Raw genomic sequence first — 26,840 nt, forward strand, 5'->3', positions numbered from 1 at the left:
CCTCCAGTCCATGTCTCGTCGTTAATCGTCGTTGAACGAATTGCTTTCGTGGTGAAACGGGTCGCGCGCCCGCCGTCGACGTTCAGTCGAGCGGCCAGACCTCGCGGCTTGCTGCCCTTACCGCCTGTGCCGAGTCGAGTGCGAGCAGATCCTGCGCACGCTGGCGACACAACTGGTAATCGAGACGGCGCACGCGCGCCTTGATGCCCGGCACCGACACCGGATCCACCGACAGTTCGGTCACGCCGAGGCCGACGAGAATCGGCACCGCGAGCGGATCGCCGCCCAGCGCGCCGCACACGCCAACCCACTTGCCGTGCTTCGCCGCGCCGCGCACCGCAATGTCGATCAGGCGCAGCACGGCCGGATGCAGGCCGTCGGATTGCGCGGCCAGATCGGCCTGGCAGCGGTCCATCGCGAGCGTGTACTGCGTGAGGTCGTTGGTGCCGATCGACAGGAAATCCGCGTGCTGCGCGAGCTGGTCGGCAAGCAGCGCCGCCGACGGCACCTCGATCATCACGCCGACCTCGATCGGCTCGGTGCGGCCCTGCGCACGCGCGAATTCGTCGATGCGCTTGCGCAGCCGCACGAGTTCGCCGGCATCCGTCACCATCGGCAGCAGGATGCGCACCGCGCCGAACGGCCGCACCGCGAGCAGGCCCTGCAGCTGATCGTCGAGCAAGTCGGGGCGCACCTGCGCGAGGCGGATGCCGCGCAGGCCGAGCGCCGGGTTCGGTTCGGGCGGCAGCGTCAGGTAGTCGACTTCCTTGTCGGCACCGACGTCGAGCGTGCGGATGATCGCGGTGCGGCCCTGCAGCGCGTCGACGATCGACTGGTAGCTCTGCTGATGCTCGACTGCGCTCGGCGCGGACTGGCGATGGATGAACATCAGCTCGGTGCGCAGCAGGCCGATCGCGTCCGCGCCGTTGTCGACCGCGGTGTTCGCGTCGTCGAGCGTCGCGATGTTCGCGGCGACCTCGATCGCGCGGCCGTCGGTGGTCGCGGCTGCGGCGCCGGCCATCTGCCGGTTCGCTTCGCGCACGCCGTCCAGACGCTGGCGTTCGTGGCGCGCGCGCTCGACGTCGAGCGCGGTCGGTGCGTGTTCGAGACGGCCCGCGCTCGCATCGACGACGACCTGCGTGCCGTCCGGAATCGCGTACAGTGCGTCGCCGACCGCGACGAGCGCCGGAATGCCGAGCTGGCGCGCGATGATCGCCGCATGCGACGTCGCGCCGCCGCGCGCCATCACGAGCGCGGTCACGCGCTGGCGATCGAGCGACGACAGGTCCGACGGCGTGAATTCCTCGGCGGCGAGCACGGCCTCGTCGGGCAGTGTGCGCGTCGCGCCGCTGGTGTGGCCGAGCGCGCGCAGCACGCGCTTCTCGATGTCGCGCAGGTCGGCCGCGCGCTCGGCGAGCAGCGTGTCGTCGAGCTTCGACAGCGTGTCGATCTGCGCGCGGATCGTCGCGCGCCACGCGAAGCCCGCGCTCTTGCCGAGGCTGATCTGGTCGCGCGCCGCGTCGACCAGCGTCGGGTCCTCGAGCAGCACGCGATGCACCGCGAAGATCCCCGCCTCGCCGACCGCGCCGCGCGCCGACGCGTTGCGCACCGTTTCGTCGAGTTCGGCGTCGACCGCCTTCAGCGCCTGGTCGAGCCGGCGGCTTTCCGACGCGGGCGTGCCGGACGCCTGTTCGGGCGGCACGATGTCCGCATCGTCGAGACGCACGAGCGTGCCGACCGCGATGCCGGGCGCCGCGCAGACGCCCGCGAGCGTGTTCGGGTCGAGCGACGCGCCGGTATTGCGCACGGCCATCTGCGGCGCGGGCGAACGCAGCCGCGCCGGCTTCTCCTCGACTTCGCCGTGCGCTTCGCGCAGCAATTCACGTTCGACCGCTTCGACGGCTTGCTGCGCGTGCGCGCCGCGGCCGATCAGTTCGATCGTCGCGCCTTCGCCGGCGCCGAGGCCGAGCAGGCCCACGACGCTCGTGATCGACGCCTTGCGGCCGTCGAACTGCACGTCGACCGTCGCGTCGATGCCGCGCACGGATTCGCGCGCCCGCGCGGCCGGGCGTGCATGCAGGCCGCCCGGCTGTGTCAGCACGAGCTCGCGGCGCACTTCCTGCATCGCCGCGGCGCCGGCCTGCGCCGCCTGCGCGGCGGCTTCGCCCTTGCCGCGCAGCGTCAGCAGCGGCGTCTCGCCGGCGGTCGCGAAACCGCTCGCGCGCTCGACGACCTCGAACGCGTCGGAGTTCGCGATCGCGATCACCGACACCAGCGAATGCGCGCTGCGCGCGACCGCGTCCTGGTCGAACTCGATCAGCAGGTCGCCCGCCGCGACCCGCGCGCCGGCTTCGACATGCGCGGTGAAACCCTGCCCGTTCAGCTCGACGGTGTCGATGCCGATGTGCAGCAGCACTTCCGCGCCCTGCGGCGTCGTGATGGTCAACGCATGGCCGGTGCGCGCGAGATGCGACACGACGCCGGCGCACGGCGCGACGAGCCGGCCCGCGAGCGGATCGATGCCGATGCCGTCGCCGAACATCCCGCCGGAGAACACCGGATCGGGCACATCGGCCAGCGCGACGATCGGCCCGGTCAGCGGGGCATGCAGGACGATCGGATCATGGGTGGAACTCTTCAACTGGGACTCCTCGGCGCGTCTCATCGGCTGTCTCGGCTATCAGTGCGTTTCGGTGACTTTGTTCAGGTGGCGCGGCGTATCGGGATTGCGGCCGCGCGCGACGGCGAGATCCGCCGCCATCACGTAGAACGAAAGAATGGCGGCGATCGGGTCGAGCGCCGAATGGGCGGACTGCGCCAGCGGCAAGGTCGCGCCGGGCGTGCCGGCAGGCGCCGCGAGCAGCACGGCGGCGCCGCGTGCGCGCATGTCCTGCGCGAGCTGCAGCAGGCCGGCCTGCTCGGGCCCCGGCGGCGCGAACACCAGCAGCGGATAGTCGCGGTCGATCAGCTCCATCGGGCCGTGACGGACTTCGGCGCTCGAGAACGCCTCGGCCTGGATGCCGGAGGTTTCCTTCAGTTTCAGCGCGGCTTCCTGCGCGATCGCAAGACCGAGGCCGCGGCCGATCACGATCATCCGTTCGATGTCGGCGAGCGCGGCGACGGCCGGCGACCAGTCGAGCTGGCCAGCTTGCGCGAGCACGTCGGGCAGGCCGCGCAACGCGGTCACCAGCGCGGCGTCGCGCTGCCAGTACGCGACGATCTGCGCGGACAGCGACAGCATCGCGATATAGCTCTTGGTCGCGGCCACCGACAGCTCGGGGCCGGCCAGCAGCGGCAACTGGTGCTCGCACGCGTCGGCGAGCGGCGACGGCAGCACGTTGACAGCGGCGACGGTGCGCGCGCCGGCTTCGCGCAGCGCGGCCATCGTGTTGACGAGATCGGGGCTCTTGCCCGACTGGGAGAACGCGAGCGCGAGCTGGTCCTGCACCTTCAGCGGCGCCTGCTGCAGCGTCGCGACCGACATCGGCAGCGACGCGACGGGCACGCCGAGGCGGCTCATCGTCAGGCTCGCGAAATAGCTGGCGGCGTGATCCGAGCTGCCGCGCGCGACCGTCAGCGCGACGGCCGGCGGGTGATCGAGCAATTGGCCGGCGAGCGCTTCGACGCGCGTGGTGTCGGCGAGTTGCGCGGCGACGACCTGGGCGGACTCGCGCGCTTCGTTAAGCATATTCGACAATCGATTCTCCTTCGACGTAGGTCGCGGTGAGGTTCAGGTCGCGATCGAACACGACGAGGTCGGCCCATGCGCCGCGCTGGAGGCGGCCGCGATCGGCGATGCCGAGGTAGTCGGCCGCATAGCGCGACATCCGGTTCGACACGTCGGCGATCGGCAAGCCGAGCGACACGAGGTTGCGCAGCGCCTGGTCCATCGTCAGCGTGCTGCCGGCGAGCGTGCCGTCTGCGAGCCGCACGCCGCCGAGGCACTTCGTCACGTGCTGGCTGCCGAGCCGGTATTCGCCGTCGGGCATGCCGGTGGCGGACGTGCTGTCGGTCACGACGTACAGGCGCGGGATCGCGCGCAGCGCCGCACGAATCGCGCCCGGGTGCACGTGCAGCAGGTCGGGGATGATTTCCGCGTACTCGGCATGCGCGAGCGCCGCGCCGACGAGGCCCGGATTGCGGTGATGCAGCGGCGACATCGCGTTGAACAGGTGCGTGAAGCCGCATGCGCCGTGCTTGAGCGCGGCGACGGCGTCGTCGTAGGTCGCGAGCGAGTGGCCGAGTTGCACGCGCACGCCGCGCGCGGCCATCTCGCCGATGATCTCGATGTGGCCGGCGATTTCCGGCGCGAGCGTGACGACGCGGATCGGCGCGATCGACAGGTACTTCAGCACTTCGTCGAGCACGGCCGACACGGCCGCGTCCGGCTGCGCGCCGAGCTTGCCGGGGTTGATGTACGGCCCTTCGAGGTGCACGCCGAGCACGCGTGCGCCACCCGGCGTGCGGGTGCGCGCGACGCTGCCGAGATTGGCGACGACCTCCATGAGTTCGTCGCGCGGCGCGGTCATCGTCGTCGCGAGCAGGCTCGTCGTGCCGAACTGCGCATGCGTGCGGGCGATCGTCTCGATTGCGTCGCCGCCTTCCATCACGTCGGCGCCGCCGCCGCCGTGCACGTGCAGGTCGATGAAACCGGGCAGGATGTACGGCGCGTCGTTCTTCGCGGGATCGGCGGGCGTGCCGTCGAGCGTGGTGATGCGGCCGTTCTCGCTGTCGAGCGAACCGTGAATCCAGCCGTCGGGGGTAAGGATGTTTCCAGTCAGCATGACGTTTCTCTTGATGATCTGGTGACGCGGACATCCGCGTCGCGATTTGCAAATCCGTTGCGCTTCGTTGCGCTTCGTCGTGTTCGGTGCGCACGGCGCGCGGGCAGTCTCGCGCGTCAGCGTTTCAGTTCGGCGACGAAGTCGTAATAGTCGTCGCGGCAATACGTTTCGGTCACTTCGATCGCGCGCTGGTCGACGCCGTAGCCGATGCGCGTGATGACCAGCAGCGCCGAGCCCGGCTTCACCGCCATCCACTTCGCGATCTCGTGCGTCGCGTTCGCCGCGCGAAAGTGCTGCAGCGCGCGCACCACGGTCATCCCGCGCGCGTCGAGGTATTCGTACAGCGACGCGCCGAGCGCCTGCGGATCGGGCACCACCGCGGCCGGCAGCGTCGAATGCTCGACGGCCATCACGATGCCGTCCGCGCGGCGCAGCCGTTCGAGCCGCGCGACCGTCGCGCCGGGCGCGAGGCCGAGATGCGTGATCTCGTCGCGGCTCGCGGCGCGCAGCGTGCGCGACAGCCACACCGAATCCGGAACGAAACCGCGCTGCTGCATCTTCGCGGTGAAGCCGACGAGACGCGACAGCGGATCGGCGACACGCGGCGTGATGAAGCTGCCCGCGCCGCGCGCCCGCTTGATCAACCCCTGCTCGACCAGCAGCGCGAGCGCACGGCGGGCCGTGATCCGCGATACGCCGACCGACCCCGACAGCAGCCGCTCCGACGGCAGTGCCTCCCCGGCCCGCCACGCGCCGGCGTGAATCGCGCTCGCCAGGTTGCGGGCGAGCTGCAGATACAGCGGCGTGTCGTCGAGGGGATCGGGCGCCAGTTCGGACCAGCCGGTTTCCATGTGCCTCCGGGTGTCGGACGACGATCTCGGACCGTCGAAAGTGAACGCATTATATAACCACCATAATACCAGTCAACGAACTGGTATTAGCGCGGCGGAAATCGCCGGAAGCCTTGCCCGGCAAGCGTTTTAGTAGCGGGAAAGCCTTTGTTTACAACGCAATGCGGGATAGGGATTTACCCGGATTGGTATGCAAGGGGACAGTTCCGGGGCGCGATTCGGCCGGTTTTTGGCGGCGAATATGAGGCGCGGATAGAACCAGTTGAGCCGACTGGTATGCATCGCGCGAGGCTGGCGGCACGGCGCCCGCGGGCATCAATGGAATTCGCGGCTCGACGTGCGCAGGCCGCCGAGCAGCGGCGTCAGATCCTCGAAATGCTGCGCGACGAGGTGCCTCACGTCGCTGACGACCTGCCACACGCCCGACACCGCGAGCAGCCGCGAATCGAGTGTTTCGCGGCGCTGCCGCGCAAGCAGTTCGGGCCGCACGATCACGTTCACGCACCCCGTTTCGTCCTCGAGCGTCATGAACATCACGCCTTTCGCGGTGCCCGGCATCTGGCGGGCCGTCACGATGCCGCACGCGCGCGCGAGCCGGCCGTCGGCGCGATCGCGCAGCTCGGCCGCGGACGACAGCCGCTGCGCGCGCAACGCGGGCCGCAGCAGTGCGACGGGATGACGGTTCAGCGTGAGGCCGGTGGTGTCGTAGTCGGCGAGGATGTCGTCGGCTTCCGACGGTGCGCCGAGCGCGGGTTTCTCCGGTTCGTCGATCGGCGCGGCCGCGAGCAGGTCGCGCTCGGGAGCCGCGGCGACCGCCTGCCACAACGCATCGCGACGATGGCCGGCGAGCGTCGCGAGCGCGTTCGCGGCGGCAAGCGCCTCGAGATCGCGGCGTTCGAGTTGCGCACGGCGGGCCAGCACGTCGACGTTGTCGAACGGGCCGGCCGCGCGCGCCGCTTCGATCCGGCGCGCGGCGGCTTCGCCCAGGCCGCGCACGAGCGACAGGCCGAGCCGCACGGCGGGCTGGCCGTGCGGCGGCGGCTGATCGGGCAGCGCTTCGAGCGACGCTTCCCAGTTGCTGAGCGTGACGTCGATCGGCAGGACCTGCACGCCGTGACGCTTCGCGTCCTGCACGAGCTGCGACGGTGGATAGAACCCCATCGGCTGGCTGTTCAGCAGCGCGGCGAGGAAGATCGCCGGTTCGTGGCATTTGAGCCAGCTGCTGGCATAGGCGAGTTTCGCGAAGCTGGCTGCGTGGCTTTCGGGGAAACCGTATTCGCCGAAGCCTTTGATCTGCTCGAAGATCTGTTCGGCGAATTCGCGCGTGTAGCCGCGTTCGAGCATGCCGTCGACGATCTTGTCGTGATACGGGCCGAGATCGCCCCTGCGCTTCCAGGCCGCCATCGCACGACGTAACCGGTCGGCCTCGCCGGGCGTGAAACCGGCTGCGACGATCGCGATCTGCATCACCTGTTCCTGGAAGATCGGAACGCCGAGCGTGCGTTCGAGCACGACCCTGAGCGCATCGCTCGGATAGGTGATCTCCCCTTCCTCTTCGCCCGCCTGGATCCTGCGCCGCTTCAGGTACGGATGCACGGCACCGCCCTGGATCGGCCCCGGCCGCACGATCGACACCTCGACCACCAGATCGTAATAGTTGCGCGGCTTCAGGCGCGGCAGCATCGACATCTGCGCGCGCGATTCGATCTGGAACACGCCGACCGTATCGGCGCGACAGATCATGTCGTAGGTTGCTTCGTCATCCTGCGGAATGTGCTTCAGCGTGAACGGCTGGCCGTCGTCCTGCGACCCGCGCCACGCGGTGCGCAGGTCGAAGGCGCGATGCAGCGCCGACAGCATGCCGAGCGCGAGCACGTCCACCTTCATCAGCCCGAGCGCCTCGAGATCGTCCTTGTCCCACTGGATCACGCGCCGCCCGTCCATCGCCGCGTTCTCGACCGGCACGAGCCGCGTGAGCTTGCCGCGGCTGATCACGAAGCCGCCAGAGTGCTGCGACAAGTGACGCGGAAAGTTCAGCAATCGACCGGCCAGCTCGGCCCACGCGCGAATGATCGGCGTGGCGGGGTCGAGCCCGGTCGACGCGAATTGCTGCAGCAGGTCGCGGCTGCCGTCGAACCAGCGATGCGCCTTCGCGACGCGATCGACCAGCATTGGATCGACACCGAGCGCCTTGCCGGTTTCGCGCAGCACGCCGCGCGGGCGATACGTCGAGACGGCCGCCGCGAGCGCGGCGCGATCGTGTCCGTATTTTTCGTAGATGTGCTGGATCACCTCTTCCCGGCGCTGATGCTCGAAGTCGACGTCGATGTCGGGCGGCTCGCCGCGCTCCTCGCTGATGAAGCGCTCGAACAGCATCGTGCTCTGCTCGGGATTCACCTCGGTGATGCCGAGGCAATAACACACGACCGAGTTCGCCGCCGAACCGCGGCCCTGGCACAGGATGTTCTGGCTGCGCGCGTATTTGACGATGTCGTAGACGGTCAGGAAGAACGGCTCGTAGCTCAGCCGCGCGATCAGGTCGAGTTCATAGCGGATCTGCCTCTCGACTTTCTCCGGAATGCCCTGCGGATAACGCGCGGCGGCCCCCGCGAAGGTTTCCTGCTCCAGATGGCGCGTCGGCGTGAGCCCTTTCGGCACGATCTCGTCGGGATACTCGTACTGAAGCGAGTCGAGCTTGAAATCGCACGCATCGAGAATCGCGCAGGTCTCGTCGAGCTCCTCCGGCGAAAACAGCTTCGCGATTCGCCCACGCGCGCGCAGATGCTGTTCCGCATTCGGCGCGAGCGCATACCCGCACTCGGAAACCGGCATCCCGACGCGGATCGCCGTCATCACGTCCTGCAGCGGCTTGCAGGAGCGCCGATGCATCGTCACGTCGCCGAGCGCGACAATGCGCACGCCGCGCCGCTCGCCGGCCGCGCGAATCTCCTCGCGCTGCGCGCCGTCGAGCGGGCGCTGCAGCTGCACGAGCCCGAGTCGCGCCCGCGCGCCGAACGTCGCGCGAAACCAGGCGACCTGCGCATCGAGTACGTCCGCGCGCACGGGATACGTGGGGACGAGAATCGCGAAGCAGTCGGGCATGCCGCGCAAGTGGGCGAACTCCGCGGGCGGCGCCGACAGCATCCTCGACGTCAGCCGGTACGTGCCCTTCGGCGACGCCATGCGCCGCCACGAGATCAGCTCTGACAGGTTGCCGTAGCCCTCGCGGTTCTGCGCGAGCAGCACGAGCCCGAACGCGCCGGGGCCCGGATCGTGGCCGGGGGCGACTTCATCGGGCGTTACTTCGAAGAACGAACCGACGATCAGCGGCAGCCCTTGCGCCTTCGCCGCGACGTGCATGCGCGGCGCGCCGGCGAGCGAGCATTCGTCGGTGATCGCGATCCCGCGATAGCCGAGCTCGGCGGCGCGCTCGACCAGTTCCTCCGCATGCGACGCGCCATGCAGGAACGAGAAGTTCGAACGACAGAACAACTCCGCGTAATCGGGCAGCCAACTGAATTCCGCAACCATCGCCGCTCACCCGAACAGGCCGTGCAGGAACCAGTGCGGATCCGCCTGGCTGCTCAACCGTTCCTGAAAGACCCAGTAGCACGCGCCGGCCTCGTCCTGCGCGACGTAGTAATCGCGCGCCACGAGCTGACCGTCGAACCACCCGGCCTCGATCCGCTCGGGCGACGACATCATCCTGAGCGGCGTATGGAACACCGGCCGGTTCGCGCGCATCAGCAGCGGCTGCGGCTCGGCCAGCAGCCACGCGGGACGCGGCGGCGCAGCCGGCAGGCCGCCGGCCGGCTTGGCCGCCTGCGCATCGAGCGGCAGCCAGCGGTTCGCCGCTTCGGGCCGGTGATCGGCAACGGGTGCCGCGCGCAGCACGTTCTCCGTGCCGAGCCGCGCGACCAGCAGTTCGAACAGCCGCGCACGCGTCTCTTTCGTGCCGCCCGGCTCGGGAAAGAGATCGTCGGCCGGCGGCGCGACAGATTCGACGCGCGTGGCCGTGAGCCGCACCGCGATCACCGCGGCCGGCAACTCGACGCGCGCGAGCCGCTCGCCGAGCAGCCGCATGAAGTGCGCTTCGTCGCGCACGGGCGCGGCGAACGCGAGTTCGAGCGGCGTCGGCGGCACGGCCTGGCGGCCGCGCTCGTGCTCGAGCTCGAACGTCATCGCGGCCAGCGACAGCTGCCGCGCGGCCAGCCAGCCGCAAAGCTGCACGACGAGCCGCCGCGCGACGAACAGCACGGCTTCCGCGTATTCGACGCGTTCCGCCAATTCGAGCCGCACGTCGAACACAGGCGGCACGGCCATCCACGCGAGCGGCTCGACCGCATCGCCGTACGCGCGATCGAGCGCGGCGAGCAGCGCGGGACCGCAGCGGCGCTGCAGCCCCGCGCGCGGCAGGCGGCGCAGATCGGCGAGCGTGCGGCAGCCGAGGCCGTCGAACCAGCCCGCATACGGGCGCGCGTCGGGCAGCAGCACGCACGGCAAACGATCGAGCGCGCGGACGAGCGAAGCCGGCCCGGCCACGCGGCGTCGGATACGCGCACGCGCCGACGTGCGCGCGAGCAGCCACGCGCCGCGCCCGGTCGGCGCGGCGGACAGGCGCGCCGCATAGCCGAGCGCCGCGAGCGTCGCGCGCACCTGGCGGCACAGCGACGGCAGGCCGCCGAACAGGCGCAGGCTCGGGCCGACGTCGACGAGCAGCGTCGCTTCGTCGTCGAGCGCGACGCACGGCGAGAAGCGCAGCAACGCGAGCGCGACCGCGCGCAGCGCATCGGCCTCGCGGGCGGGATCGCGTTCGACGAGCCGCGTGTCGGGCGCGAGCGTCAGCACGCCGCCGCGCTTCATGCCCGCGCGCACGCCCTGCCGGCGCGCGGCCGCATCGGCGATCAGCACGACACCCTGCTCGAGCACCGCGCAGCCGGCCGCACCGGCCTCCGCGTCAGACGGCGGCGGGGCGCACACGTCGAGCGGCAGGCGCGGCAGATGGATGCCGAGCAAGACGCGCATAGCGGCTCTCCACGATGGGCGATGGCAAATCGAGCGTGAGCGGCTCGCTGCGCGCGGGCCCCCGACGCTTGACGATATCGAGCGACACACCGCCCGGCACCGGATGCAGCGCGACGCGCAGCACGGCCGGCGACGGCTGCCGCGCGGCCGCCAGCGGGCGCAGCATCACGAACAGCGTGTCGCCGGTGCGCGCGGCCGCGAGATGCAGACGCCGCAGCGCGTCGGGCCGCGCGTCCTGCCAGAGCAGCAGCGCACCGCAGCAGCCCGTCTTGAGCGCCTGCTCGGCGGCCCACAACGCATCGGTGCGACTGCCGGCGCGCAGCCACAGCAGCGCATCGGACGGCACGCCGAGACCGGCCAGCGCGCTCGCATGCGGCGACTGCGGCGGCGCGACGAGCGCGAGCGGACGCCGTGCGCTGACGGTACGCGCGAGCGCCGGCGCGAGCAGCCGCATCTCGCCGCAGCCCGGCTGCGCGGCCAGCAGTTCGACGAGCCCGCCGACCGGCCAGCCGCCGCCCGGCAGTTCGGCGGACAGCGGCGCGAAGCCCGTGTCGATCGTGCGCGGACCGCCGCGCGCAAGCTGCGAGCCGCGCCAGAGCGATGGATGAAGGGATTCGGGAGAAATGGAGGATGCGAGCATGACGCCACCCACAACTGTATGGATATACAGTATATGGTAATGCGCTCGCGTCGCACAGTACTGGTACGAAACCGGTATTTTCGTCAGAAGAAAAACAGCGGAATCCGACGGCGGTCCGCGCACGGTATCGGCGCAACGCGTCAACCGCTCTTGCGGCTTTACGCTATGCTGTCCGCCGACCCCATCCCCACTATCGGAGGGCACATGAAACGGGCGATCCGTGCGATCGCGTGCGCGGCCGTCGCGCTGGTGCTGCCGGGCGCGGTATTCGCGCTGGGCGACGACTACGCGCAGTACGACGACTGCATGCTCAATGCGCTGCGCGAAAGCCGTAACGGCGCGGCGGCCCAACTGATCCAGCGCTCGTGCGATGCGCTGTACCGCAACAACGCGATGCTGCTGCCGCGCGAGCGGCGCTTTCACGAGTGCGTCGTGCAGTCGCTGCCGGGCGTGCGCGACAACTACGCGATCCAGCAGATCATGTCGATCTGCTCGCGGCGCGGCGAGATGTGAGCACGCGCTGACCGCCTGGCGCCGGGTGGCCGTCCAGCGGCCACGCCAATGAAAAAGGGCCTGTGCGAGACAGGCCCTTTCGTTTCAGATTTCAGCGGTCCGACCGCGGTGCGGCGTTCAGAACGACGCGACCATCGAGCCCTTGAACTGCTTCTTGATGAATTCCCGCACTTCCGGCGACTGGTACGCCTTGACCAGCTTCTTCACCCACGGCTGATCCTTGTCCTTCGCGCGCACGGCGATCACGTTCGCGTACGGGCTCGTCAGCGATTCGAGCGCGATCGCGTCCTTGGTCGGCTGCAGGTTGGCGGCGAGCGCGTAGTTCGTGTTGATCACGGCCGCGTCGACGTCCGACAGCACGCGCGGCAGTTGCGCGGCGTCGAGCTCGGAGATCTTCAGCTTCTTCGGGTTCTCGGCGATGTCGAGCACCGTCGCGTTGTTGCCGCCCGTGCCGGCGCCCGCCTTCAGCTTGATCACGCCTTGCGTCTGCAGCAGCAGCAGCGCGCGGTTCTCGTTCGACGGATCGTTCGGCACCGCGAGCTTCGCGCCTTGCGGCAGGTCCTTCAGCGACTTGAACTTCTTCGAGTACACGCCGATCGGCGAGATGTAGGTCAGGCCCGCGGTGACAAGCTTGTAGCCGCGCTGCTTCACCTGGCTGTCGAGGTAGGGCTGGTGCTGGAAGCTGTTCGCGTCGAGGTCACCCGAATCGAGCGCCGCGTTCGGCTGCACGTAGTCGTTGAACTCGACGACCTTCACGTTCAGGCCTTGCTTCTCCTTCGCGACCTTCTGCACGACCTGCCACACTTCGGAATCCGGACCGGCCACCGTGCCGACCTTGATCACCTTGTCTTCGGCGTGCGCGCCTGCCGACAGCGTCAGCGCGGCACCGGTGGCCAGCACGGAAAATACCTTCAGGAGACTGCGACGCTTCATCTGTTTCTCGCTTTCTTGCTAACTGAAAATGGGGGCGCGATACGGGTATGCCCGGACTCGCAGGAAGGGGCAAATGGTGTCACAGGATCGGCCGGAAGTGAAATACATCCCGCTCATATGGGTATGCACCGCGGCAGTGCCCCGCGGCGTGCGGGCGACTCGGCCGTTAGTTGCATTTCAGCGAAGGCCGCCGGCCTCGGCGACCCGGAATGCGCCGATTGCACCGCTCAGCCGCCCGGCCTGCTCCTGAAGCGACGCCGCGGCCGCGGCGGCCTCTTCGACCAGCGCCGCGTTCTGCTGCGTGACCTGGTCCATCTGCGTGACCGCGCGCCCGACCTGCGTGATGCCGCTCGCCTGCTCTTCGGACGCGGCCGCGATCTCGCCCATGATGTCGGTCACGCGCGCGACCGCCTGCAGGATCTCGCCCATCGTCGTGCCGGCCTGGCCGACCAGCGTCGAGCCGTTGCGCACGCGCTCGACCGAAGCGACGATCAGTTCGCGGATCTCCTTCGCGGCCGTCGCGCTGCGCTGCGCGAGCGAACGGACCTCGCCCGCGACCACCGCGAAGCCGCGCCCCTGCTCGCCGGCGCGCGCGGCCTCGACCGCCGCGTTCAGCGCGAGGATGTTGGTCTGGAATGCGATGCCCTCGATCACGCCGATGATGTCGGCGATCTTGCGCGAGCTGTCGTCGATCTCGCCCATCGTGCCGATCACGCGATTCACGACGTCGTTGCCCGCCCGCGCGATCTCCGATGCGTTGTTCGCGAGCCCGCTCGCCTGCCGCGCGTTGTCGGCGTTCTGCTTCACCGTCGCGGTCAGCTGCTCCATGCTCGCGGCCGTTTCTTCCAGCGACGCGGCCTGCTCCTCGGTGCGCTGAGACAGGTCGTCGTTGCCGGACGCGATCTCGCGGCTCGCCGACGCGATCGACTCGGCCGACTGACGGATCCCGCCGATCGTCGCCTGAAGGCGCGCCTGCATGTCGCGCATCGCCGCCATCATGCTCGTGCTGTCGCCCGCGCGCACCGGCACCGGCCGCGTCAGGTCGCCCTGCGCGATGCGACTCGCCAGCGCGGCCGCTTCATCGGGCTCGCCGCCGAGGCTGCCCCGCACGTTGCGGATGATCACGAGCATCGCCGCGCTGATCACGAAGCCGATCACCAGCACGACCGCGAGGTGACCGAACAGCGTCCGGTAGTAGACGGTATCGATATCCTTCAGGAATACGCCGCTCGAGATGTTCCAGTCCCACGGCGCGAAGCGCGTGACGTAGCTGATCTTCGGCACCGCGGTCTCGCTGTGCGGCAGCCGCCCGCGATATTCGGCGAAGCCGCTGCCGGTCGCCTTCGCGGCGTTCAGGATCGTGACGAACAGCGGCTTGCCGTCCGGATCGAGATAGTCGCCGACCTGCGTGCCGACCAGCTTCGGCAGCGTCGGATGCATCAGCACGACGGGTTTCGAATCCATCACGAACACGTAGCCCGACTCGCCGTAGCGCATCGCCGCCAGGCTCGCGAGCGCGTCGCGCTTCGCGTCGGCCTCGGGCAGCGTGCCGCTCTGCGCGAGCGCGTGATAGGCGTTGACGATGCCGGCCGCCGATTCGACCAGGTTGGCGATGCCTGCCTTGCGTTCGGCGAGCATCGTCGCGCGCGTCTCGTACGCGCTCCATGCGCCGACGCCGAGTAGCCCGACCCATACCAGCGCAAGCGCGAGCCACAGCTTGCGGTTCAAACTCATTCTGCTCATCTGCGTGCCTCGTCGTCGAAGTCGATGCCGCGATGCGCGCGAACGGCCGGTCGCGCGCAAACGGTTGCCCCCGTATTTACGGCAGCGAGACTTACAACTTGAATACACGCGGCCGGCGCATGACGGCCGGCACGACACGCAGCGGCCGCTGTGCTAAAAAGACCGGCGGGCCGGCGCGACACGCGCCGGCGACATTCCGGGGCCATCCATGTACGTCATCGACATCCATTACCACGCGTCGCTCGAACACATCGACGATGCGCTCGAGCGCCACCGCGCGTATCTGCAGCCGCTGTTCGAGCGCGGCATCTTCATCGCGGCGGGGCCGAAGGTGCCGCGCGAAGGCGGCGTGATCCTCGCGGCCCGCATCGATCGCGACGAACTGGACGCGATCCTCGACACCGACCCGTTCGTGACCGAAGGGCTCGCGACGTATCGGGTGACCGAATTCAAGATCACGCGTGCCGCGCAGGGTTTCAACGTGCCGGCGCTGCCGTAACGCGCGCGAGCGCCGCTGCACGTGCGCAAGCACGCCGCCGCGGCAGCGCGAGGCGGTGAATGCAGATCGAGGGAAAGAGGGAGGCATGCGTGACGGCGTATCGCGGCCGTCACGCGTGTCGCCGGGCGGGCGCCCGGCCGATGCGGCGCGCGCCGCTCAGTCGACCAGCAGTTTCAGGTCGTGGACCCACGGGCCCGGGCCCTGGCCGTCGCGCACGAACAGGCGCAGCTTGCCGTCGCGATCGAACACGTAGCTCGCGGCGGTGTGATCCATCGTGTAGCTGCCGGGCGTCTTGCCGGGCACCTTCGCGTAGTACACGCGGAAATCCTTCGTGACCTTCTTGAGCTGCGCTTCGTCGGCCGGCCGCAGGCCAATGAACGACGGATCGAACGCGGGCACGTACTGGCCGAGCAGCGCGGGCGTGTCGCGCTCCGGATCGACGGTGACGAACAACACCTGCACGCGCTTCGCCGCGTCGGGCCCGAGCTGCTTCAGCGCCTCGGACAGCTCGGCCATCGTCGTCGGACATACGTCCGGACAGTGCGTATAACCGAAGAACATCACGACGGCACGGCCTTTGAAATCGGCGAGCGTGCGCACCTTGCCGGTCGTGTCGGGCAGCGAGAAATCGCTGCCGAACTGCGTGTTGCCGGTGATGTCGAGATTCTGGAATTTCGGCGCGTTGTCGCAGCCCGCGAGCAGCGTGGCTGCCGCGAATGCGCAGGCGAGCATCCAGCCTTGGCGCGCGCGGCGCCCGAACCGTGAATGGAGCATTGCGTTCAAACCGTGCGGTTACACGCCGAGCAGCGGGCGCGCATAGTGATCGACGAGCAGCGCGGCGAACAGCAGCGACAGGTAGACGATCGAGTAGCGGAAAGCCTTGCGGGCGAGTTCGTCCGAATAATCGCGGTAGATCTTCCACGCATACGCGAGGAACACCGCGCCGAGCAGCACCGCGCTCGCCAGGTAGACGACGCCGCTCATCCCGGAGATGAACGGCATCAGCGTGACCGCGAACAGGATCACCGTGTACAGCAGGATGTGCAGCCGCGTGAATTTCTCGCCGTGCGTGACCGGCAGCATCGGCAGGCCCGCGTTTTCGTAGTCCTTGCGGCGATAGAGCGCGAGCACCCAGAAATGCGGCGGCGTCCACACGAAGATGATCAGCACGAGGATCCATGCGTCGCCGGGCACCGCGCCGGTGACCGCGGCCCAGCCGAGCGCCGGCGGCATCGCGCCCGACGCACCGCCGATCACGATGTTCTGCGGCGTCATCGGCTTGAGCAGCAGCGTATAGACCACCGCGTAGCCGACGAACGTCGCGATCGTCAGCCACATCGTCAGCGGGTTGGTGAACGTATAGAGGGTCCAGGCGCCGACGCTGCCGAGCACGGCCGAGAACAGCAGGATCTGCGGGGTCGTGATCTCGCCGCGCGCGGACGGACGCCACGCGGTGCGGCGCATCATCGCGTCGATTTTCTGCTCGACCAGGCAGTTGATCGCGAACGCGGCGCCGGCCAGCAGCCAGATGCCGATGGTGCCGCCGATCAGCACATGCCACGGCACCATGCCCGGCGTCGCGAGGAACATGCCGATCACCGCGCAGAACACCGCGAGCTGCGTGACACGCGGCTTCGTCAGCGCCATGTACTGCGAAAACCGGCTACCGGGCGATTGGGAGAGGGTGCTTTGCATGGGGACGGTCACGCCGGGGCGGCGTCGCGCGCGGGCTGCACGACACGGCCGGGGCGGCTTGAAAGGATGCGAAAGTTTAACATGACGACGAGCAGCAGCAGGATCGCGGCGCCGCCGTTGTGCGCGACGGCGACCGGCAGCGGCCACTGCAGCACGATATTGGTGAGGCCCGTCAGGAACTGCAGCACGACGACCAGCAGCACGCCGTTCGCGGGCCGCCGCAGCGACTCGAAGCGGCGCATCTTCAGCGCGAACGCGACCAGATACGCGACGACGACGAACGCGAACGTGCGGTGGGTCCAGTGGATCGCGACCAGCGCGTCCTGCGTGATCGCGTCGCCGTCCTTCGTCATCCCGAGCGCGCGCCACAGATGGAAGCCCTGGCCGAAGTTCATCGACGGCAGCCACTGGCCGTTGCAGGTCGGGAAGTCGGTACACGCGAGCACCGCGTAGTTGGTGCTCACCCAGCCGCCGAGCGCGATCTGCACGACCAGCAGCACCAGCGCCGCGAGCGCGGCCGCGCGGTAGCGGCCGGCCTCCGGATCATGCGACGGCAGCGGCGTCTGCCGCGCCGCGAGCCAGCCGAGCGTGCCGAGCAGCGCGAGACCGAGCAGCAGGTGGGTCGTGACGATCACCGGCTGCAGCTTCATCGTGACCGTCCACGCGCCGAACACGCCCTGCACGACGATCAGCAGCAGCAGGCTCGTCGGCCACCACGGCGACACGTGCAGCGGGCGGCGGCGCAGCCGCGCCGACCATGCGATCACCACCTGCGCGATGATCAGCACGCCGATCGCCATCGCGAAATAGCGGTGGATCATCTCGATCCACGCCTTCGTCATGCTGACGGGGCCGGTCGGCATCGCCTGGTGCGCGGCCGTGATCGCGGCGTGCGCGATGAACGGCGACGACGTGCCATAGCAGCCGGGCCAGTCCGGGCAGCCGAGCCCCGAATCGGTCAGCCGCGTGAAGCCGCCGAACATCACCAGGTCGAGCGTCAGGAACGTGGTGATCCACACCAGCTTGCGGAACTTGTCGTCGTCGGCCTTCACCCACACGTACGACAGCGGCAGCAGCGCGATGCACAAGCCGATCAGGCCGAGTTGCAGTAGATACGACATCGAATGGTTGCCTCGTTGTCTCGCCTTAGCCGATGCTCGACCACTTCAGCAGCTTCGTGACGTCCGCCTTGATCTTGCTGGGGTTCGGGTTCTTCGGGAACCGCATCATCAGGTTACCGTTCGGATCGACCATGTAGAGGTGGTCGCTGTCCTTCGTGCCGGCGTCGGCCGGCAGCCAGGCGGCGACCGCGGCCGGATCGGCGACCAGCCGGCGCGTGTCCGGATAGGCTTCCAGCACCTTCGGCGGCACCGCGCCCGCATCGCTGCGCAGCCACACCATCGTGAGCCGGTGTCGCTCGCCCGCCTGCGTGACGCGGATCTGGCGCATGAAATAGAGCTTTTGCGCACATGCGTCGTCGCACGCGCTGCGGTCGGTCATCACGAACAGCCACACGCCGCGCAGCGACGACAGCGGCACCGTCTTGCCGGTTTCGTCGGTGACCTGCAGGTCGGCCGGGATCGGCCGCTGCGGCTCGATCAGCGTGCCGTAGTTGGTCGAGCCGCCCTTCGGCTTGATCACGTAATAGGTGAAGTACGACGCGAGTATCGGCGCCGCACACACGAGCCCGAGCAGCACGAGCATCCAGCGGCCGCGCTTGCGGGCCGCCGGCGAAACCGGCGTCGCGGCCGGACCCTGACGGGAAGATTGCATGGACAAATCAGACCTCTCGAAACGAACCCGCGGCGCCGCCGCCGCGTCCGGGCATGGCGCTCACGCGCCGGCCGACTTCTTCGCCGCACGCCGCGCGGCGTACAGGCCGAAGCCGAGCGCGGCGGCCGCCATGGCCCACCACTGAAACATGTAACCGTAATTGCGCTCGACGCCGGTCGTCGCCGCCGGCCAGTCGCGCACGAGCTTGTCGCCGTCGTCGCTCGTCTGCTGGATCACGAACGGCTGCAGCGGCAGCCCCGTTTCCTTCGCATACGCGGCGACGTCCAGGTTCTGCCGGATCTTCTGGTGCGCGGCCGAGCCGCCTTCGCCGAGCTCGAACGCACGCGACGCGTCGGCGCGCGCGATGCCTTCGATCTCGATGTCGCCGTCGGGCGTCGCGAACGGCTCGATCGCCGTGCGATCGGCAATGTTGCGCGGCAGCCAGCCGCGGTTCACCAGCACGACGCCGCCGCCCGAGAGTTTAAACGGCATCACGACGTAAAAACCCGGCTGGTCGTTATACGGCCGATTGTCGAGGAACACCGCCTGCTCCGGCATGAAGCGGCCGCGCGCCCGCACGCGGTGGAACTCGATCGACGCGAGCGGAATCGGCTGCGCACCGACGTCGACGGGCGCCGCGTGCTCGTAGCGCACGACGCTCGCCTGCAGCGCTTCCTTCTGGTGCGCGCGGTCGCGCTGCCAGAACCCGAGGCGGATCGTGATCGCGACGACGACGAGAATCAGCAGCGCAGGCAGCCAGCGGATCTTCATCGGGCTGCCCGCCGGGCGCATTCGCGAAAGCGAAGTGCGATAATTATCCTCTTCCTTTCGAATTGCCGTCGTCCGGTTCGTGTCATGCACATCCTCGTTCCCATCGCCTTCGTCCTCATCATCGCCAGCATGGGCTCGGCGCTCTACTTCATGATGCACGACCGCGGCCATACGAAGCGCATGGTCTGGTCGCTGGCCACCCGCGTCGGGCTGTCGGTGTCGCTGTTCCTGTTCATCCTGTTCGCGAACTGGATGGGCTGGATCCATTCGACCGGACTGCCGATCGGGCGTTGATGCATTCGCCACGGCGGCTGCCGTGACATTTCGCCGCATGGCGGCGCCACCAAGCAAAAGCGCCGCCTGACTGAGTCGCGGCGGCGCCGGGGGCGTCGAGCGCAAGCAGCCGGCCGCTGCGTCGCCTTCGCCAATGAAAACGGCCCGCGCATCGCTGCGCGGGCCGTTGTTCCATTTACAGCCAGTAGACGACGACGTACAGGCCGAGCCAGACGACGTCGACGAAGTGCCAGTACCACGCGGCGCCTTCGAATGCGAAGTGGTGATCCGGCTTGAAGTGGCCGCGGATCATCCGCACCAGCACCACCGCGAGCATCGTGCCGCCGAGGAACACGTGGAAGCCGTGGAAACCCGTCAGCAGGAAGAACGTCGAGCCGTACACGCCCGAGTTCAGCGTCAGGTTCAGTTCGTTGTACGCGTGGTAGTACTCGAAGCCCTGCAGGAACAGGAAGCAGATACCGAGCGCGAGCGTCGCGGCCAGCCAGGCGATCGCCTTCTTGCGGTAATTGTCGCGCAGCGCGTGGTGCGAGATCGTCAGCGTCACGCCCGACGACAGCAGGAACGCGGTGTTCAGCGTCGGGATCGGCCACGGGCCCATCGTCTTGAAGTGACCGGCGAGCGCGGCGGGGCCTTCGTTCGGCCACACGGCGGAGAAATCCGGCCAGATCAGCTTGTAGTCGAGGCTGCCGAGCTGGTGCAACGCGATTTCACGCGCATAGAACAGCGCGCCGAAGAACGCGCCGAAGAACATGACTTCCGAGAAGATGAACCAGCTCATGCTCCAGCGGTACGACTTGTCGACGTTCTTGCCGTAATGACCGCCTTCCGACTCGGCGATCGCGTCGCCGAACCAGTGATACAGCGTGAAGAGCAACCACAGCAGGCCGAGCAGCGCCGTGTACGGCGCCCAGTCGTGACCGTTGATCCACAGCGCCACCGATCCGAGCATGACCAGCAGGCCGACGGCCGCGCTGATCGGATGCTGCGATGGATGCGGCACGAAATAGTACGGGGTCTGGTTTTGACCGCTCATGCTTGATTCTCCACTTCAGTCCAATTTATGTACCGGAAACCGCTCCGGCTGTATTTCTTGCGCGGCGCGACCGCCGCCGCTCTTTCCCGCACGCGGCGCCCGGGCGCCACGCACTGCATTCTTTCGTGGCCGCGGGCCTCAGCCCACGACCGCACGCACGATCAGGATCAGCACGCCGATGAACACGCCGGCCGCGATCAACGCGACGATCAGCACATGCAGCGGATTGAGCTGCGTCGCATCGGCCTCCAGGTCGCGCCGCTTGCGCACCCCGAAGAACGACCACAACACCGCGCGCACCGCCTGGCCGAACGACCCGCTCCGCTTGGTCTCCGTCATCGCCCCGTCTCCCTCGTCATGCGTCCGGTTTCGCCGCGCCCTGCGCCGCCGTCTTGCGCGGTGCCGGCGCCGGCTCGGCCGGCGTATTCAGTTCGAAGAACGTGTACGACAGCGTGATCGTCTTCACGTCCTTCGGCAGTTTCGGATCGATCACGAACACCACCGGCATCTTGCGCGACTCGTTCGCGGCCAGCGTCTGCTGCGTGAAGCAAAAACACTCGATCTTCTTGAAGAACTCCGTCGCCTGCTTCGGCGCGTAGCTCGGAATCGCCTGCGCCACCACCGGCCGGCCCTGCCCGTTGGTCACGTCGTAGACGATCGTCGTCAGTTCGCCCGGATGCACGTCGAGGCTGTTGTGCTCCGGCTTGAAACCGAGCGGGCCGCGCGCATTCGCATCGAACTCGACCGACACCGTGCGGCCATAGTCGACCTGCGAGTTCTTCGCCTCGCGCTCGCTGACATCCCGCTGCACCAGGTTGTTGATGCCGGTGATCTGGCAAATCGCGCGATACATCGGAATCAGCGCGAAGCCGAAGCCGAACATTAGTCCGGCCACGACGAAGAGCTTCACCAGCATCGAACGATTGAACGCGCGATCGGCTGCGCCCTCTTCCGGCTTCGACATACGACGACTTCCTCGCTACTGCGTCAGTTACTGCATCAGTGGGTGGACAGCCACCACTGCTTGATCACGACACCCACGAAAAAAACGGCGGCGATGACGAGCAGGGTGAGGCCGAGCCGCTTGTTGCCCGCGCGAATCTGCTCGGGCGTTCGTCTTTCTTGTGGATTCCGGTTCATCTGAAACTTCGCTGAAACTCGATTCCGCGCCCGCCGCGCCTGCCTGCGCGGCAGGCAGCGGCGGAACGCCGGGTGAAACTTATTCGACGTGCGGCGGTTGCTCGAACGTGTGGAACGGAGCCGGGCTCGGCACCGTCCATTCGAGGCCCGTCGCGCCATCCCACGGCTTGTCCGACGCCTTTTCCAGCTCGCCGCCACCACGGTAGGCCGGCAGCGCGACCGCGAACAGGAAGTACACCTGCGCGAGGCCGAAGCCGAATGCGCCGATCGTCGCCACCTGGTTGAAGTCCGTGAACTGCGCCGGGTAGTCCGCATAGCGGCGCGGCATGCCCGCGAGACCGACGAAGTGCATCGGGAAGAACGTCAGGTTGAAGAAGATCATCGACGCCCAGAAGTGGATCTTGCCGCGCGTCTCGTTGTACATCCAGCCCGTCCACTTCGGCGCCCAGTAGTACCAGCCCGAGAACAGCGCGAACAGTGACCCGGCCACCAGCACGTAGTGGAAGTGCGCCACCACGAAGTAGGTGCCGTGGTACTGGATGTCGAGCGGCGCCATGGCCAGCATCAGGCCCGTCAGGCCGCCGAACGTGAACACGAACAGGAAGCCGATCGCGAACAGCATCGGGGTTTCGAAGGTCATCGAGCCGCGCCACATCGTCGCGAGCCAGTTGAACACCTTCACGCCCGTCGGCACCGCGATCAGCATCGTCGCGTACATGAAGAACAGCTGGCCGGTGACCGGCATGCCCGTCGCGAACATGTGGTGCGCCCAGACCATGAACGACAGGATCGCGATCGAAGCCGTCGCGTACACCATCGAGCTATAGCCGAACAGCGTCTTGCGTGCGAACGCCGGGATCACCTGCGACACGATCCCGAACGCCGGCAGAATCATGATGTACACCTCGGGGTGGCCGAAGAACCAGAAGATGTGCTGGTACATCACCGGGTCGCCGCCGCCTGCCGCGTTGAAGAACGACGTGCCGAAGTGACGGTCGAACAGCACCATCGTGATCGCGCCTGCCAGAACCGGCATCACGGCGATCAGCAGGTACGCCGTGATCAGCCACGTCCATGCGAACATCGGCATCTTCATCAGCGTCATGCCCGGTGCGCGCATGTTCAGGATCGTCACGACGATGTTGATCCCGCCCATGATCGACGACGCGCCCATGATGTGGACCGCGAAGATCGCGAAGTCCATGCCCGGGCCCATCTGCGTCGACAGCGGTGCGTACAGCGTCCAGCCGGCGGCCGTCGCGCCGCCCGGCGCGAAGAACGAACCGACCAGCAGCACGGCCGCGACCGGCAGCAGCCAGAAGCTGAAGTTGTTCATCCGCGCGAATGCCATGTCGGACGCGCCGATCTGCAGCGGAATCATCCAGTTCGCGAAGCCGACGAACGCCGGCATGATCGCGCCGAACACCATGATCAGGCCGTGCATCGTCGTGAGTTCGTTGAAGAACTCCGGACGCATGATCTGCAGGCCCGGCTCGAACAGCTCGGCACGGATGCCGAGGGCCATCACGCCGCCCGACAGGAACATGATGAACGAGAACAGCAGGTACAGCGTACCGATGTCCTTGTGGTTGGTGGCGAACAACCAGCGCCGCCAGCCATGCGGTGTTTCGTGCGCGTGGTCGTCGTGCGCGTGGTCCGCGACTACGTCGTGCCCGATGCTAGACATGAGAATCTCCTAATGCGAATACGTCGACTAACTCAGCGACACGTCAAGCCGCCGGCCCGATCTCGACTCGCCGGGCTTCCTTCGCGTCAGCCCCGCCCGTGATCGTTTCCGGCTTTTTGAGAATAATGTGGTCTTCCGCCACGCCTGCTGCCTTCAGCGCGTCGCGCACGACCTGTGCACGATGCTTGGCGAGTTCGGCGTTCGCGTCGGCCGAGCCCGTCTTGTCGGTGAAACCCGACAGCGCGAGCTTCGCGTCCGGATGTGCCTTCGCATAGTCGGCCGCTGCGGCGATCGCCGCCTTCGCGTCGGCCGGCAGCACGCTCTTGCCCGTTTCGAAGTAGACCGTCGACAGCGCGGTCGATGCCGGCGCTGCCGCCGCCGACTGCTCGGCCGCGCCCGACGCGGCTTGCGCCGGTGCCGAGGCCGCTTCGGCCGGTGCCGCGGCGCCCGCCGTGTCTTCCGGCATCTTGCCGTTGCGCGCGTCAGCCACTTGCTTCGGCTGCAGCAGATCGTTCTTGTGGTTGCCCCACGAGTTGCGCTCGTACGTGACGACCGATGCGATGTCGAGGTCCGACAGCGACGCCCACGACGGCATCGCGCCCTTGCCGTGCAGCACGCGCTCGACGTGGCCGGCGATCGGGCCGTTCACGATCGGGCTGCCGTCCATCGCCGGGAATGCGCCGAGGCCCTTGCCGCTCACCTGGTGGCAGGCCGCGCAGTTCGCCTTGTAGACTTCCTCGCCGTGCGCGACGAGTTCGGCCATCGTGTAGACCTTGTTCGGATCGACCGCGGCGCCGGCCAGCTTGGCCTTCTGCGCGGTGACCCACTTCGCGTAGTCGTCGTCCGACAGCACAACGACCACGACCGGCATGAACGCGTGTTCCTTGCCGCACAGCTCGGTACAGAAGCCGCGGAACGTGCCGACCTTGTCGGCCTTGAACCACGTATCGCGCACGAAGCCGGGGATCGCATCCTGCTTCACGCCGAATGCGGGCACGTACCACGAGTGAACGACGTCGTTCGCGGTCGTGATGATGCGGATCTTCTTGTTGACCGGCACGACGAGCGGGTTGTCGACTTCCTGCAGGTAGGTCTCGGTGATCGGCTTCTTGCCCATCACTTCGTCACGCGGCGTGCTGAGCGTCGACAGGAAGCCGATGCCCTCGCCCGGGCCCTTCACGTAGTCGTAGCCCCACTTCCACTGGTAGCCGGTGACCTTGATCGTGAGATCGGCGTTGGTCGTGTCCTTCATCGCGACGACGGCCTTCGTGGCCGGCAGCGCCATCAGCACGACGATGACGAACGGCACGATCGTCCAGATGATCTCGACGGTCGTGCTTTCATGGAAATTGGCGGCCTTGTGGCCTTTGGATTTGCGGTGCGCGAAGATCGAATAGAACATCACGCCGAACACGCCGACGAAGATCACCGTACACAGGATCAGCATCATCGTGTGGAGATCGTAGAGCTCCTCGGCGATCTTCGTGACCGGCGGCTGAAAGTTGATCTCGTTGACGCGGGGGCCGCCCGGGCTATCACCGACCGCCAGAGCAGCGCCGGCAAAGAGCAATCCGCTGCATGCCAGCACGCCCGTGAGGGCTCGCTTGATTGTTTTCATAGCATCCTTACCCAAAATTTCCATTCAAACCCCTCCCCCGTCGCAAGCCGCCGGCCTGTTCCGGCCGGTGCCCGCGCCTCGTCAGCCGCAGCGCCTGAGCGACACGCGCAGTTCGTCGGCGAACTGCGCACGCTTGTGCTGCGCGAGATGCTGCCCGATTACGACGGTCTGCCCGCGCGATACCAGTCGAATCGGATCGCGTGGCGTCGCACCCGGCTCGACCCGCACCCAGCGCGGGTTGAATTCGATCTGCGTGAACCGCTCCGCATCCATCCGCTCGATCACGAGCCGGTGCGGAAACAGCCTGATGCGCTCGTAATCGACCGCATGACGGGCATAGATCGCAAACGCGACGCCGACCGCCAGCAATTCGATTCCGGTGAAGGGCATGACGAGCCAGGCCCCACGCCACATCAGCAATGCCGCGATCACCAGCGAGAAGCTCGCGAGCGACGCGTAAAACAGCACGAACTGGCGCGGCGACACCGAACAATTGCGTTTCATGAGCCAGTCTGCGAGGACCGGTTCACCGTTCGTCGTCTCCGCCAAACCCCTCGCTGCTCCCATCGCCGCCTCACGCGAATGGCATGCGATGCATGCCTGCATCGGACTCGTCGCCCCGTATTGCGGGGACCCCGGGACGACAAGCTGACGCATTATAGGCGGGTTCAATGGCATCCACAAGCAAGCGGCTATCGGCCCGCGAGCCAAGCGCCACAAGCTTTCCGGCCGTTTTTCGCGTCAATTCGACCCCGCTTTGCACCGCTAATTTCGGACATAACAAAACCCCTCTTTACCGCTTTACCGATTCTTCGGACGCCCCTTGCCGATATCTTCGATGCGCACGATCCCGTGCCCCTCGGCAGTCGTGCGCGGCACGGCCTTCCACGCGTGGCCGTAGATCACCTCGAACGTAAGCGGAATCGTGCCGTCCGCGCGCCGGCGCGCTTCCAGCGCGTCGCCGAGCGCCGCGCGAAAGCGCCGCGTCGCGCGCTGCGGCGCCGCGCGCTCGAACGGATAGGCGCCCCAGCGGCGCACGTCGGCCAGCATGGAATCGGGTGTCTTGTACGTGACGGTGAGCACTTCCTGGTCCATCACCGGAATCTCGAAGCCGCTCTCGACGAGCATGTCGCCGAGGTCGTGCATGTCGACGAAATCGATCACGCGCGCCGCGGGCGGCGCGATGCCGAGCGCCGCTTCGGCGTCCGCGCAGGCCGCGCGCAATTCGCGCAACGTGTCGGGGCCGAGCGTGCTGAACATCAGCAGGCCGTTCACGCGCAGCACGCGTTGCCATTCGGGGAACACCGTGTCGGGACGCGAATGCCAGTGCAGCGCGAGATTCGACCAGATCAGGTCGAACGCGCCGGCCGCGAACGGCAGCATCGAGAAGTCGGCGTGCGCGACGCGCGGGCCGCGCTGGCCCAGTGCCCGGCCGAGCGACGCGGGCAGCCAGCGGCGCCAGCTCGTCTGCTCGACCTCGCGCTGCCCCGCCCGCGCGAGCATCGCGCCGGACAGGTCGACGCCGAACACCGGGGCTTCGGGAAAGCGCGCGCGCAGCGCCGGCAGGTCGTCGCCCGCGCCGCAGCCGGCATCGAGCACGGCCGCGGGGCTCACCTTGATGTATTCGAGGCGCTCGTTCATCCGCTGCGCGATCTCGCGCGGCAGGAACGCGACCGCGTCGAACGCGGCCGCACGGCGATCGAAGATCCGCCGCAAACGCCGGGCGTCATTGGCCGGACGGCCTGTTGAAGTCGAAGCTGGGGACATGTCGGGCACACTGGCGAAGAGCCCGAAGTATACTCGCTCGCCTCGCGGCCTTCAGCGAGACGGGGCCCCCAGGA

At 67.9% G+C, this 26,840-nt stretch carries 25 protein-coding genes; 3 read left to right on the top strand and 22 right to left on the bottom strand.

What is annotated here, in order from left to right:
* Positions 1-82 precede the first annotated feature (82 nt).
* The 7 genes from ptsP to imuA form a co-directional block, all read right to left on the bottom strand.
* Positions 83-2,665: a phosphoenolpyruvate--protein phosphotransferase gene (gene ptsP / locus ACP26O_RS14520; RefSeq protein WP_175665610.1), complete on the bottom strand. Its 2,583-nt coding sequence runs from the start codon at positions 2,663-2,665 to the stop codon at positions 83-85.
* 15 nt (positions 2,666-2,680) lie between these two features.
* Positions 2,681-3,688: an SIS domain-containing protein gene (locus tag ACP26O_RS14525; protein ID WP_043175718.1), complete on the bottom strand. Its 1,008-nt coding sequence runs from the start codon at positions 3,686-3,688 to the stop codon at positions 2,681-2,683.
* Entirely contained in the window at positions 3,681-4,784 is a 1,104-nt protein-coding gene (gene nagA / locus ACP26O_RS14530) for an N-acetylglucosamine-6-phosphate deacetylase (RefSeq protein ID WP_006755180.1), read from the bottom strand. Before nagA ends, ACP26O_RS14525 begins: the two co-directional genes overlap by 8 nt.
* A gap of 116 nt (positions 4,785-4,900) precedes the next feature.
* Entirely contained in the window at positions 4,901-5,635 is a 735-nt protein-coding gene (locus tag ACP26O_RS14535) for a GntR family transcriptional regulator (protein WP_011657990.1), read from the bottom strand.
* Between the two features lie 315 nt (positions 5,636-5,950).
* Complete coding sequence (locus ACP26O_RS14540) at positions 5,951-9,166, bottom strand: error-prone DNA polymerase (RefSeq protein ID WP_175665611.1); 3,216 nt, start codon at positions 9,164-9,166, stop codon at positions 5,951-5,953.
* 6 nt (positions 9,167-9,172) lie between these two features.
* Complete coding sequence (locus tag ACP26O_RS14545; RefSeq protein WP_175665612.1) at positions 9,173-10,660, bottom strand: Y-family DNA polymerase; 1,488 nt, start codon at positions 10,658-10,660, stop codon at positions 9,173-9,175.
* Entirely contained in the window at positions 10,593-11,300 is a 708-nt protein-coding gene (imuA, locus tag ACP26O_RS14550) for a translesion DNA synthesis-associated protein ImuA (RefSeq protein WP_105832982.1), read from the bottom strand. The genes ACP26O_RS14545 and imuA overlap by 68 nt, the downstream gene beginning before the upstream one ends.
* A gap of 204 nt (positions 11,301-11,504) precedes the next feature.
* Here imuA and ACP26O_RS14555 point away from each other — a divergent pair, with 204 nt between their 5' ends.
* Entirely contained in the window at positions 11,505-11,813 is a 309-nt protein-coding gene (locus tag ACP26O_RS14555) for a VF_A0006 family four-cysteine protein (RefSeq protein ID WP_175665613.1), read from the top strand.
* Between the two features lie 117 nt (positions 11,814-11,930).
* On the opposite strand, the gene ACP26O_RS14560 is transcribed toward ACP26O_RS14555, so the two are convergent.
* The gene (locus tag ACP26O_RS14560; protein ID WP_011657995.1) at positions 11,931-12,746 is read right to left on the bottom strand and encodes a MetQ/NlpA family ABC transporter substrate-binding protein; all 816 of its coding nucleotides are present in this window, start codon (positions 12,744-12,746) and stop codon (positions 11,931-11,933) included.
* A gap of 177 nt (positions 12,747-12,923) precedes the next feature.
* Positions 12,924-14,489: a methyl-accepting chemotaxis protein gene (locus ACP26O_RS14565; RefSeq protein ID WP_175665614.1), complete on the bottom strand. Its 1,566-nt coding sequence runs from the start codon at positions 14,487-14,489 to the stop codon at positions 12,924-12,926.
* A 208-nt stretch (positions 14,490-14,697) separates the two neighbouring features.
* Here ACP26O_RS14565 and ACP26O_RS14570 point away from each other — a divergent pair, with 208 nt between their 5' ends.
* The gene (locus ACP26O_RS14570; protein ID WP_105832978.1) at positions 14,698-14,988 is read left to right on the top strand and encodes a YciI family protein; all 291 of its coding nucleotides are present in this window, start codon (positions 14,698-14,700) and stop codon (positions 14,986-14,988) included.
* Between the two features lie 156 nt (positions 14,989-15,144).
* Here the strand turns inward: ACP26O_RS14570 and ACP26O_RS14575 are convergent, their stop codons facing one another.
* From ACP26O_RS14575 to ACP26O_RS14595, 5 genes are read right to left on the bottom strand one after another with little or no spacing between them, the layout of a single operon-like run.
* Positions 15,145-15,762 (bottom strand): SCO family protein, encoded by a 618-nt coding sequence (locus ACP26O_RS14575; RefSeq protein ID WP_105787167.1) that lies wholly within the window; start codon positions 15,760-15,762, stop codon positions 15,145-15,147.
* Positions 15,763-15,780: 18 nt separating this feature from the next.
* Positions 15,781-16,683 (bottom strand): heme o synthase, encoded by a 903-nt coding sequence (gene cyoE, locus ACP26O_RS14580; protein ID WP_006752051.1) that lies wholly within the window; start codon positions 16,681-16,683, stop codon positions 15,781-15,783.
* An 8-nt stretch (positions 16,684-16,691) separates the two neighbouring features.
* A complete protein-coding gene (locus ACP26O_RS14585) occupies positions 16,692-17,804 on the bottom strand; it encodes a COX15/CtaA family protein (protein ID WP_138847120.1) in 1,113 nt (370 codons plus the stop codon).
* Between the two features lie 25 nt (positions 17,805-17,829).
* A complete protein-coding gene (locus ACP26O_RS14590) occupies positions 17,830-18,456 on the bottom strand; it encodes an SCO family protein (protein ID WP_011658000.1) in 627 nt (208 codons plus the stop codon).
* A gap of 60 nt (positions 18,457-18,516) precedes the next feature.
* Complete coding sequence (locus ACP26O_RS14595; protein WP_244099033.1) at positions 18,517-19,227, bottom strand: SURF1 family protein; 711 nt, start codon at positions 19,225-19,227, stop codon at positions 18,517-18,519.
* Between the two features lie 84 nt (positions 19,228-19,311).
* On the opposite strand from ACP26O_RS14595, the gene ACP26O_RS14600 reads away from it, so the two are divergent.
* Positions 19,312-19,521: a twin transmembrane helix small protein gene (locus tag ACP26O_RS14600; RefSeq protein WP_006752055.1), complete on the top strand. Its 210-nt coding sequence runs from the start codon at positions 19,312-19,314 to the stop codon at positions 19,519-19,521.
* Between the two features lie 175 nt (positions 19,522-19,696).
* Here ACP26O_RS14600 and ACP26O_RS14605 read toward each other — a convergent pair whose 3' ends face one another.
* The 8 genes from ACP26O_RS14605 to ACP26O_RS14640 form a co-directional block, all read right to left on the bottom strand.
* Positions 19,697-20,554: a cytochrome c oxidase subunit 3 gene (locus ACP26O_RS14605; protein ID WP_105832975.1), complete on the bottom strand. Its 858-nt coding sequence runs from the start codon at positions 20,552-20,554 to the stop codon at positions 19,697-19,699.
* A 138-nt stretch (positions 20,555-20,692) separates the two neighbouring features.
* Positions 20,693-20,893 carry a DUF2970 domain-containing protein gene (locus ACP26O_RS14610; protein WP_006752057.1) on the bottom strand — a complete coding sequence of 67 codons (201 nt, stop codon included), beginning with the start codon at positions 20,891-20,893 and terminating at the stop codon, positions 20,693-20,695.
* 16 nt (positions 20,894-20,909) lie between these two features.
* Positions 20,910-21,518, bottom strand: a complete 609-nt coding sequence (locus ACP26O_RS14615; RefSeq protein WP_006760729.1) for a cytochrome c oxidase assembly protein — start codon at positions 21,516-21,518, stop codon at positions 20,910-20,912.
* Between the two features lie 35 nt (positions 21,519-21,553).
* On the bottom strand, positions 21,554-21,694 hold the full coding sequence (locus ACP26O_RS14620; RefSeq protein WP_006752059.1) for a cytochrome oxidase small assembly protein: 141 nt from the start codon (positions 21,692-21,694) through the stop codon (positions 21,554-21,556).
* Between the two features lie 79 nt (positions 21,695-21,773).
* Positions 21,774-23,381: a cytochrome c oxidase subunit I gene (gene ctaD, locus ACP26O_RS14625; protein WP_006752060.1), complete on the bottom strand. Its 1,608-nt coding sequence runs from the start codon at positions 23,379-23,381 to the stop codon at positions 21,774-21,776.
* Positions 23,382-23,424: 43 nt separating this feature from the next.
* On the bottom strand, positions 23,425-25,023 hold the full coding sequence (gene coxB / locus ACP26O_RS14630) for a cytochrome c oxidase subunit II (RefSeq protein ID WP_175665616.1): 1,599 nt from the start codon (positions 25,021-25,023) through the stop codon (positions 23,425-23,427).
* 57 nt (positions 25,024-25,080) lie between these two features.
* Positions 25,081-25,605 (bottom strand): DUF2244 domain-containing protein, encoded by a 525-nt coding sequence (locus ACP26O_RS14635; protein WP_011658003.1) that lies wholly within the window; start codon positions 25,603-25,605, stop codon positions 25,081-25,083.
* Positions 25,606-25,800: 195 nt separating this feature from the next.
* Complete coding sequence (locus ACP26O_RS14640) at positions 25,801-26,766, bottom strand: methyltransferase domain-containing protein (protein WP_175665617.1); 966 nt, start codon at positions 26,764-26,766, stop codon at positions 25,801-25,803.
* Positions 26,767-26,840 lie beyond the last annotated feature (74 nt).

This window comes from Burkholderia sp. R-40 (assembly GCF_049942845.1).
GTDB classification, from domain to species: Bacteria; Pseudomonadota; Gammaproteobacteria; order Burkholderiales; family Burkholderiaceae; genus Burkholderia; species Burkholderia ambifaria.

Bases quoted from the DNA above. Each gene is read 5' to 3' on its own strand.
- ptsP (WP_175665610.1), bottom strand. From the start codon at position 2,665: ATGAGACGCGCCGAGGAGTCCCAGTTGAAGAGTTCCACCCATGATCCG.
- ACP26O_RS14525 (WP_043175718.1), bottom strand. From the start codon at position 3,688: ATGCTTAACGAAGCGCGCGAGTCCGCCCAGGTCGTCGCCGCGCAACTC.
- nagA (WP_006755180.1), bottom strand. From the start codon at position 4,784: ATGCTGACTGGAAACATCCTTACCCCCGACGGCTGGATTCACGGTTCG.
- ACP26O_RS14535 (WP_011657990.1), bottom strand. From the start codon at position 5,635: ATGGAAACCGGCTGGTCCGAACTGGCGCCCGATCCCCTCGACGACACG.
- ACP26O_RS14540 (WP_175665611.1), bottom strand. From the start codon at position 9,166: ATGGTTGCGGAATTCAGTTGGCTGCCCGATTACGCGGAGTTGTTCTGT.
- ACP26O_RS14545 (WP_175665612.1), bottom strand. From the start codon at position 10,660: ATGCGCGTCTTGCTCGGCATCCATCTGCCGCGCCTGCCGCTCGACGTG.
- imuA (WP_105832982.1), bottom strand. From the start codon at position 11,300: ATGCTCGCATCCTCCATTTCTCCCGAATCCCTTCATCCATCGCTCTGG.
- ACP26O_RS14555 (WP_175665613.1), top strand. From the start codon at position 11,505: ATGAAACGGGCGATCCGTGCGATCGCGTGCGCGGCCGTCGCGCTGGTG.
- ACP26O_RS14560 (WP_011657995.1), bottom strand. From the start codon at position 12,746: ATGAAGCGTCGCAGTCTCCTGAAGGTATTTTCCGTGCTGGCCACCGGT.
- ACP26O_RS14565 (WP_175665614.1), bottom strand. From the start codon at position 14,489: ATGAGCAGAATGAGTTTGAACCGCAAGCTGTGGCTCGCGCTTGCGCTG.
- ACP26O_RS14570 (WP_105832978.1), top strand. From the start codon at position 14,698: ATGTACGTCATCGACATCCATTACCACGCGTCGCTCGAACACATCGAC.
- ACP26O_RS14575 (WP_105787167.1), bottom strand. From the start codon at position 15,762: ATGCTCCATTCACGGTTCGGGCGCCGCGCGCGCCAAGGCTGGATGCTC.
- cyoE (WP_006752051.1), bottom strand. From the start codon at position 16,683: ATGCAAAGCACCCTCTCCCAATCGCCCGGTAGCCGGTTTTCGCAGTAC.
- ACP26O_RS14585 (WP_138847120.1), bottom strand. From the start codon at position 17,804: ATGTCGTATCTACTGCAACTCGGCCTGATCGGCTTGTGCATCGCGCTG.
- ACP26O_RS14590 (WP_011658000.1), bottom strand. From the start codon at position 18,456: ATGCAATCTTCCCGTCAGGGTCCGGCCGCGACGCCGGTTTCGCCGGCG.
- ACP26O_RS14595 (WP_244099033.1), bottom strand. From the start codon at position 19,227: ATGAAGATCCGCTGGCTGCCTGCGCTGCTGATTCTCGTCGTCGTCGCG.
- ACP26O_RS14600 (WP_006752055.1), top strand. From the start codon at position 19,312: ATGCACATCCTCGTTCCCATCGCCTTCGTCCTCATCATCGCCAGCATG.
- ACP26O_RS14605 (WP_105832975.1), bottom strand. From the start codon at position 20,554: ATGAGCGGTCAAAACCAGACCCCGTACTATTTCGTGCCGCATCCATCG.
- ACP26O_RS14610 (WP_006752057.1), bottom strand. From the start codon at position 20,893: ATGACGGAGACCAAGCGGAGCGGGTCGTTCGGCCAGGCGGTGCGCGCG.
- ACP26O_RS14615 (WP_006760729.1), bottom strand. From the start codon at position 21,518: ATGTCGAAGCCGGAAGAGGGCGCAGCCGATCGCGCGTTCAATCGTTCG.
- ACP26O_RS14620 (WP_006752059.1), bottom strand. From the start codon at position 21,694: ATGAACCGGAATCCACAAGAAAGACGAACGCCCGAGCAGATTCGCGCG.
- ctaD (WP_006752060.1), bottom strand. From the start codon at position 23,381: ATGTCTAGCATCGGGCACGACGTAGTCGCGGACCACGCGCACGACGAC.
- coxB (WP_175665616.1), bottom strand. From the start codon at position 25,023: ATGGAAATTTTGGGTAAGGATGCTATGAAAACAATCAAGCGAGCCCTC.
- ACP26O_RS14635 (WP_011658003.1), bottom strand. From the start codon at position 25,605: ATGCAGGCATGCATCGCATGCCATTCGCGTGAGGCGGCGATGGGAGCA.
- ACP26O_RS14640 (WP_175665617.1), bottom strand. From the start codon at position 26,766: ATGTCCCCAGCTTCGACTTCAACAGGCCGTCCGGCCAATGACGCCCGG.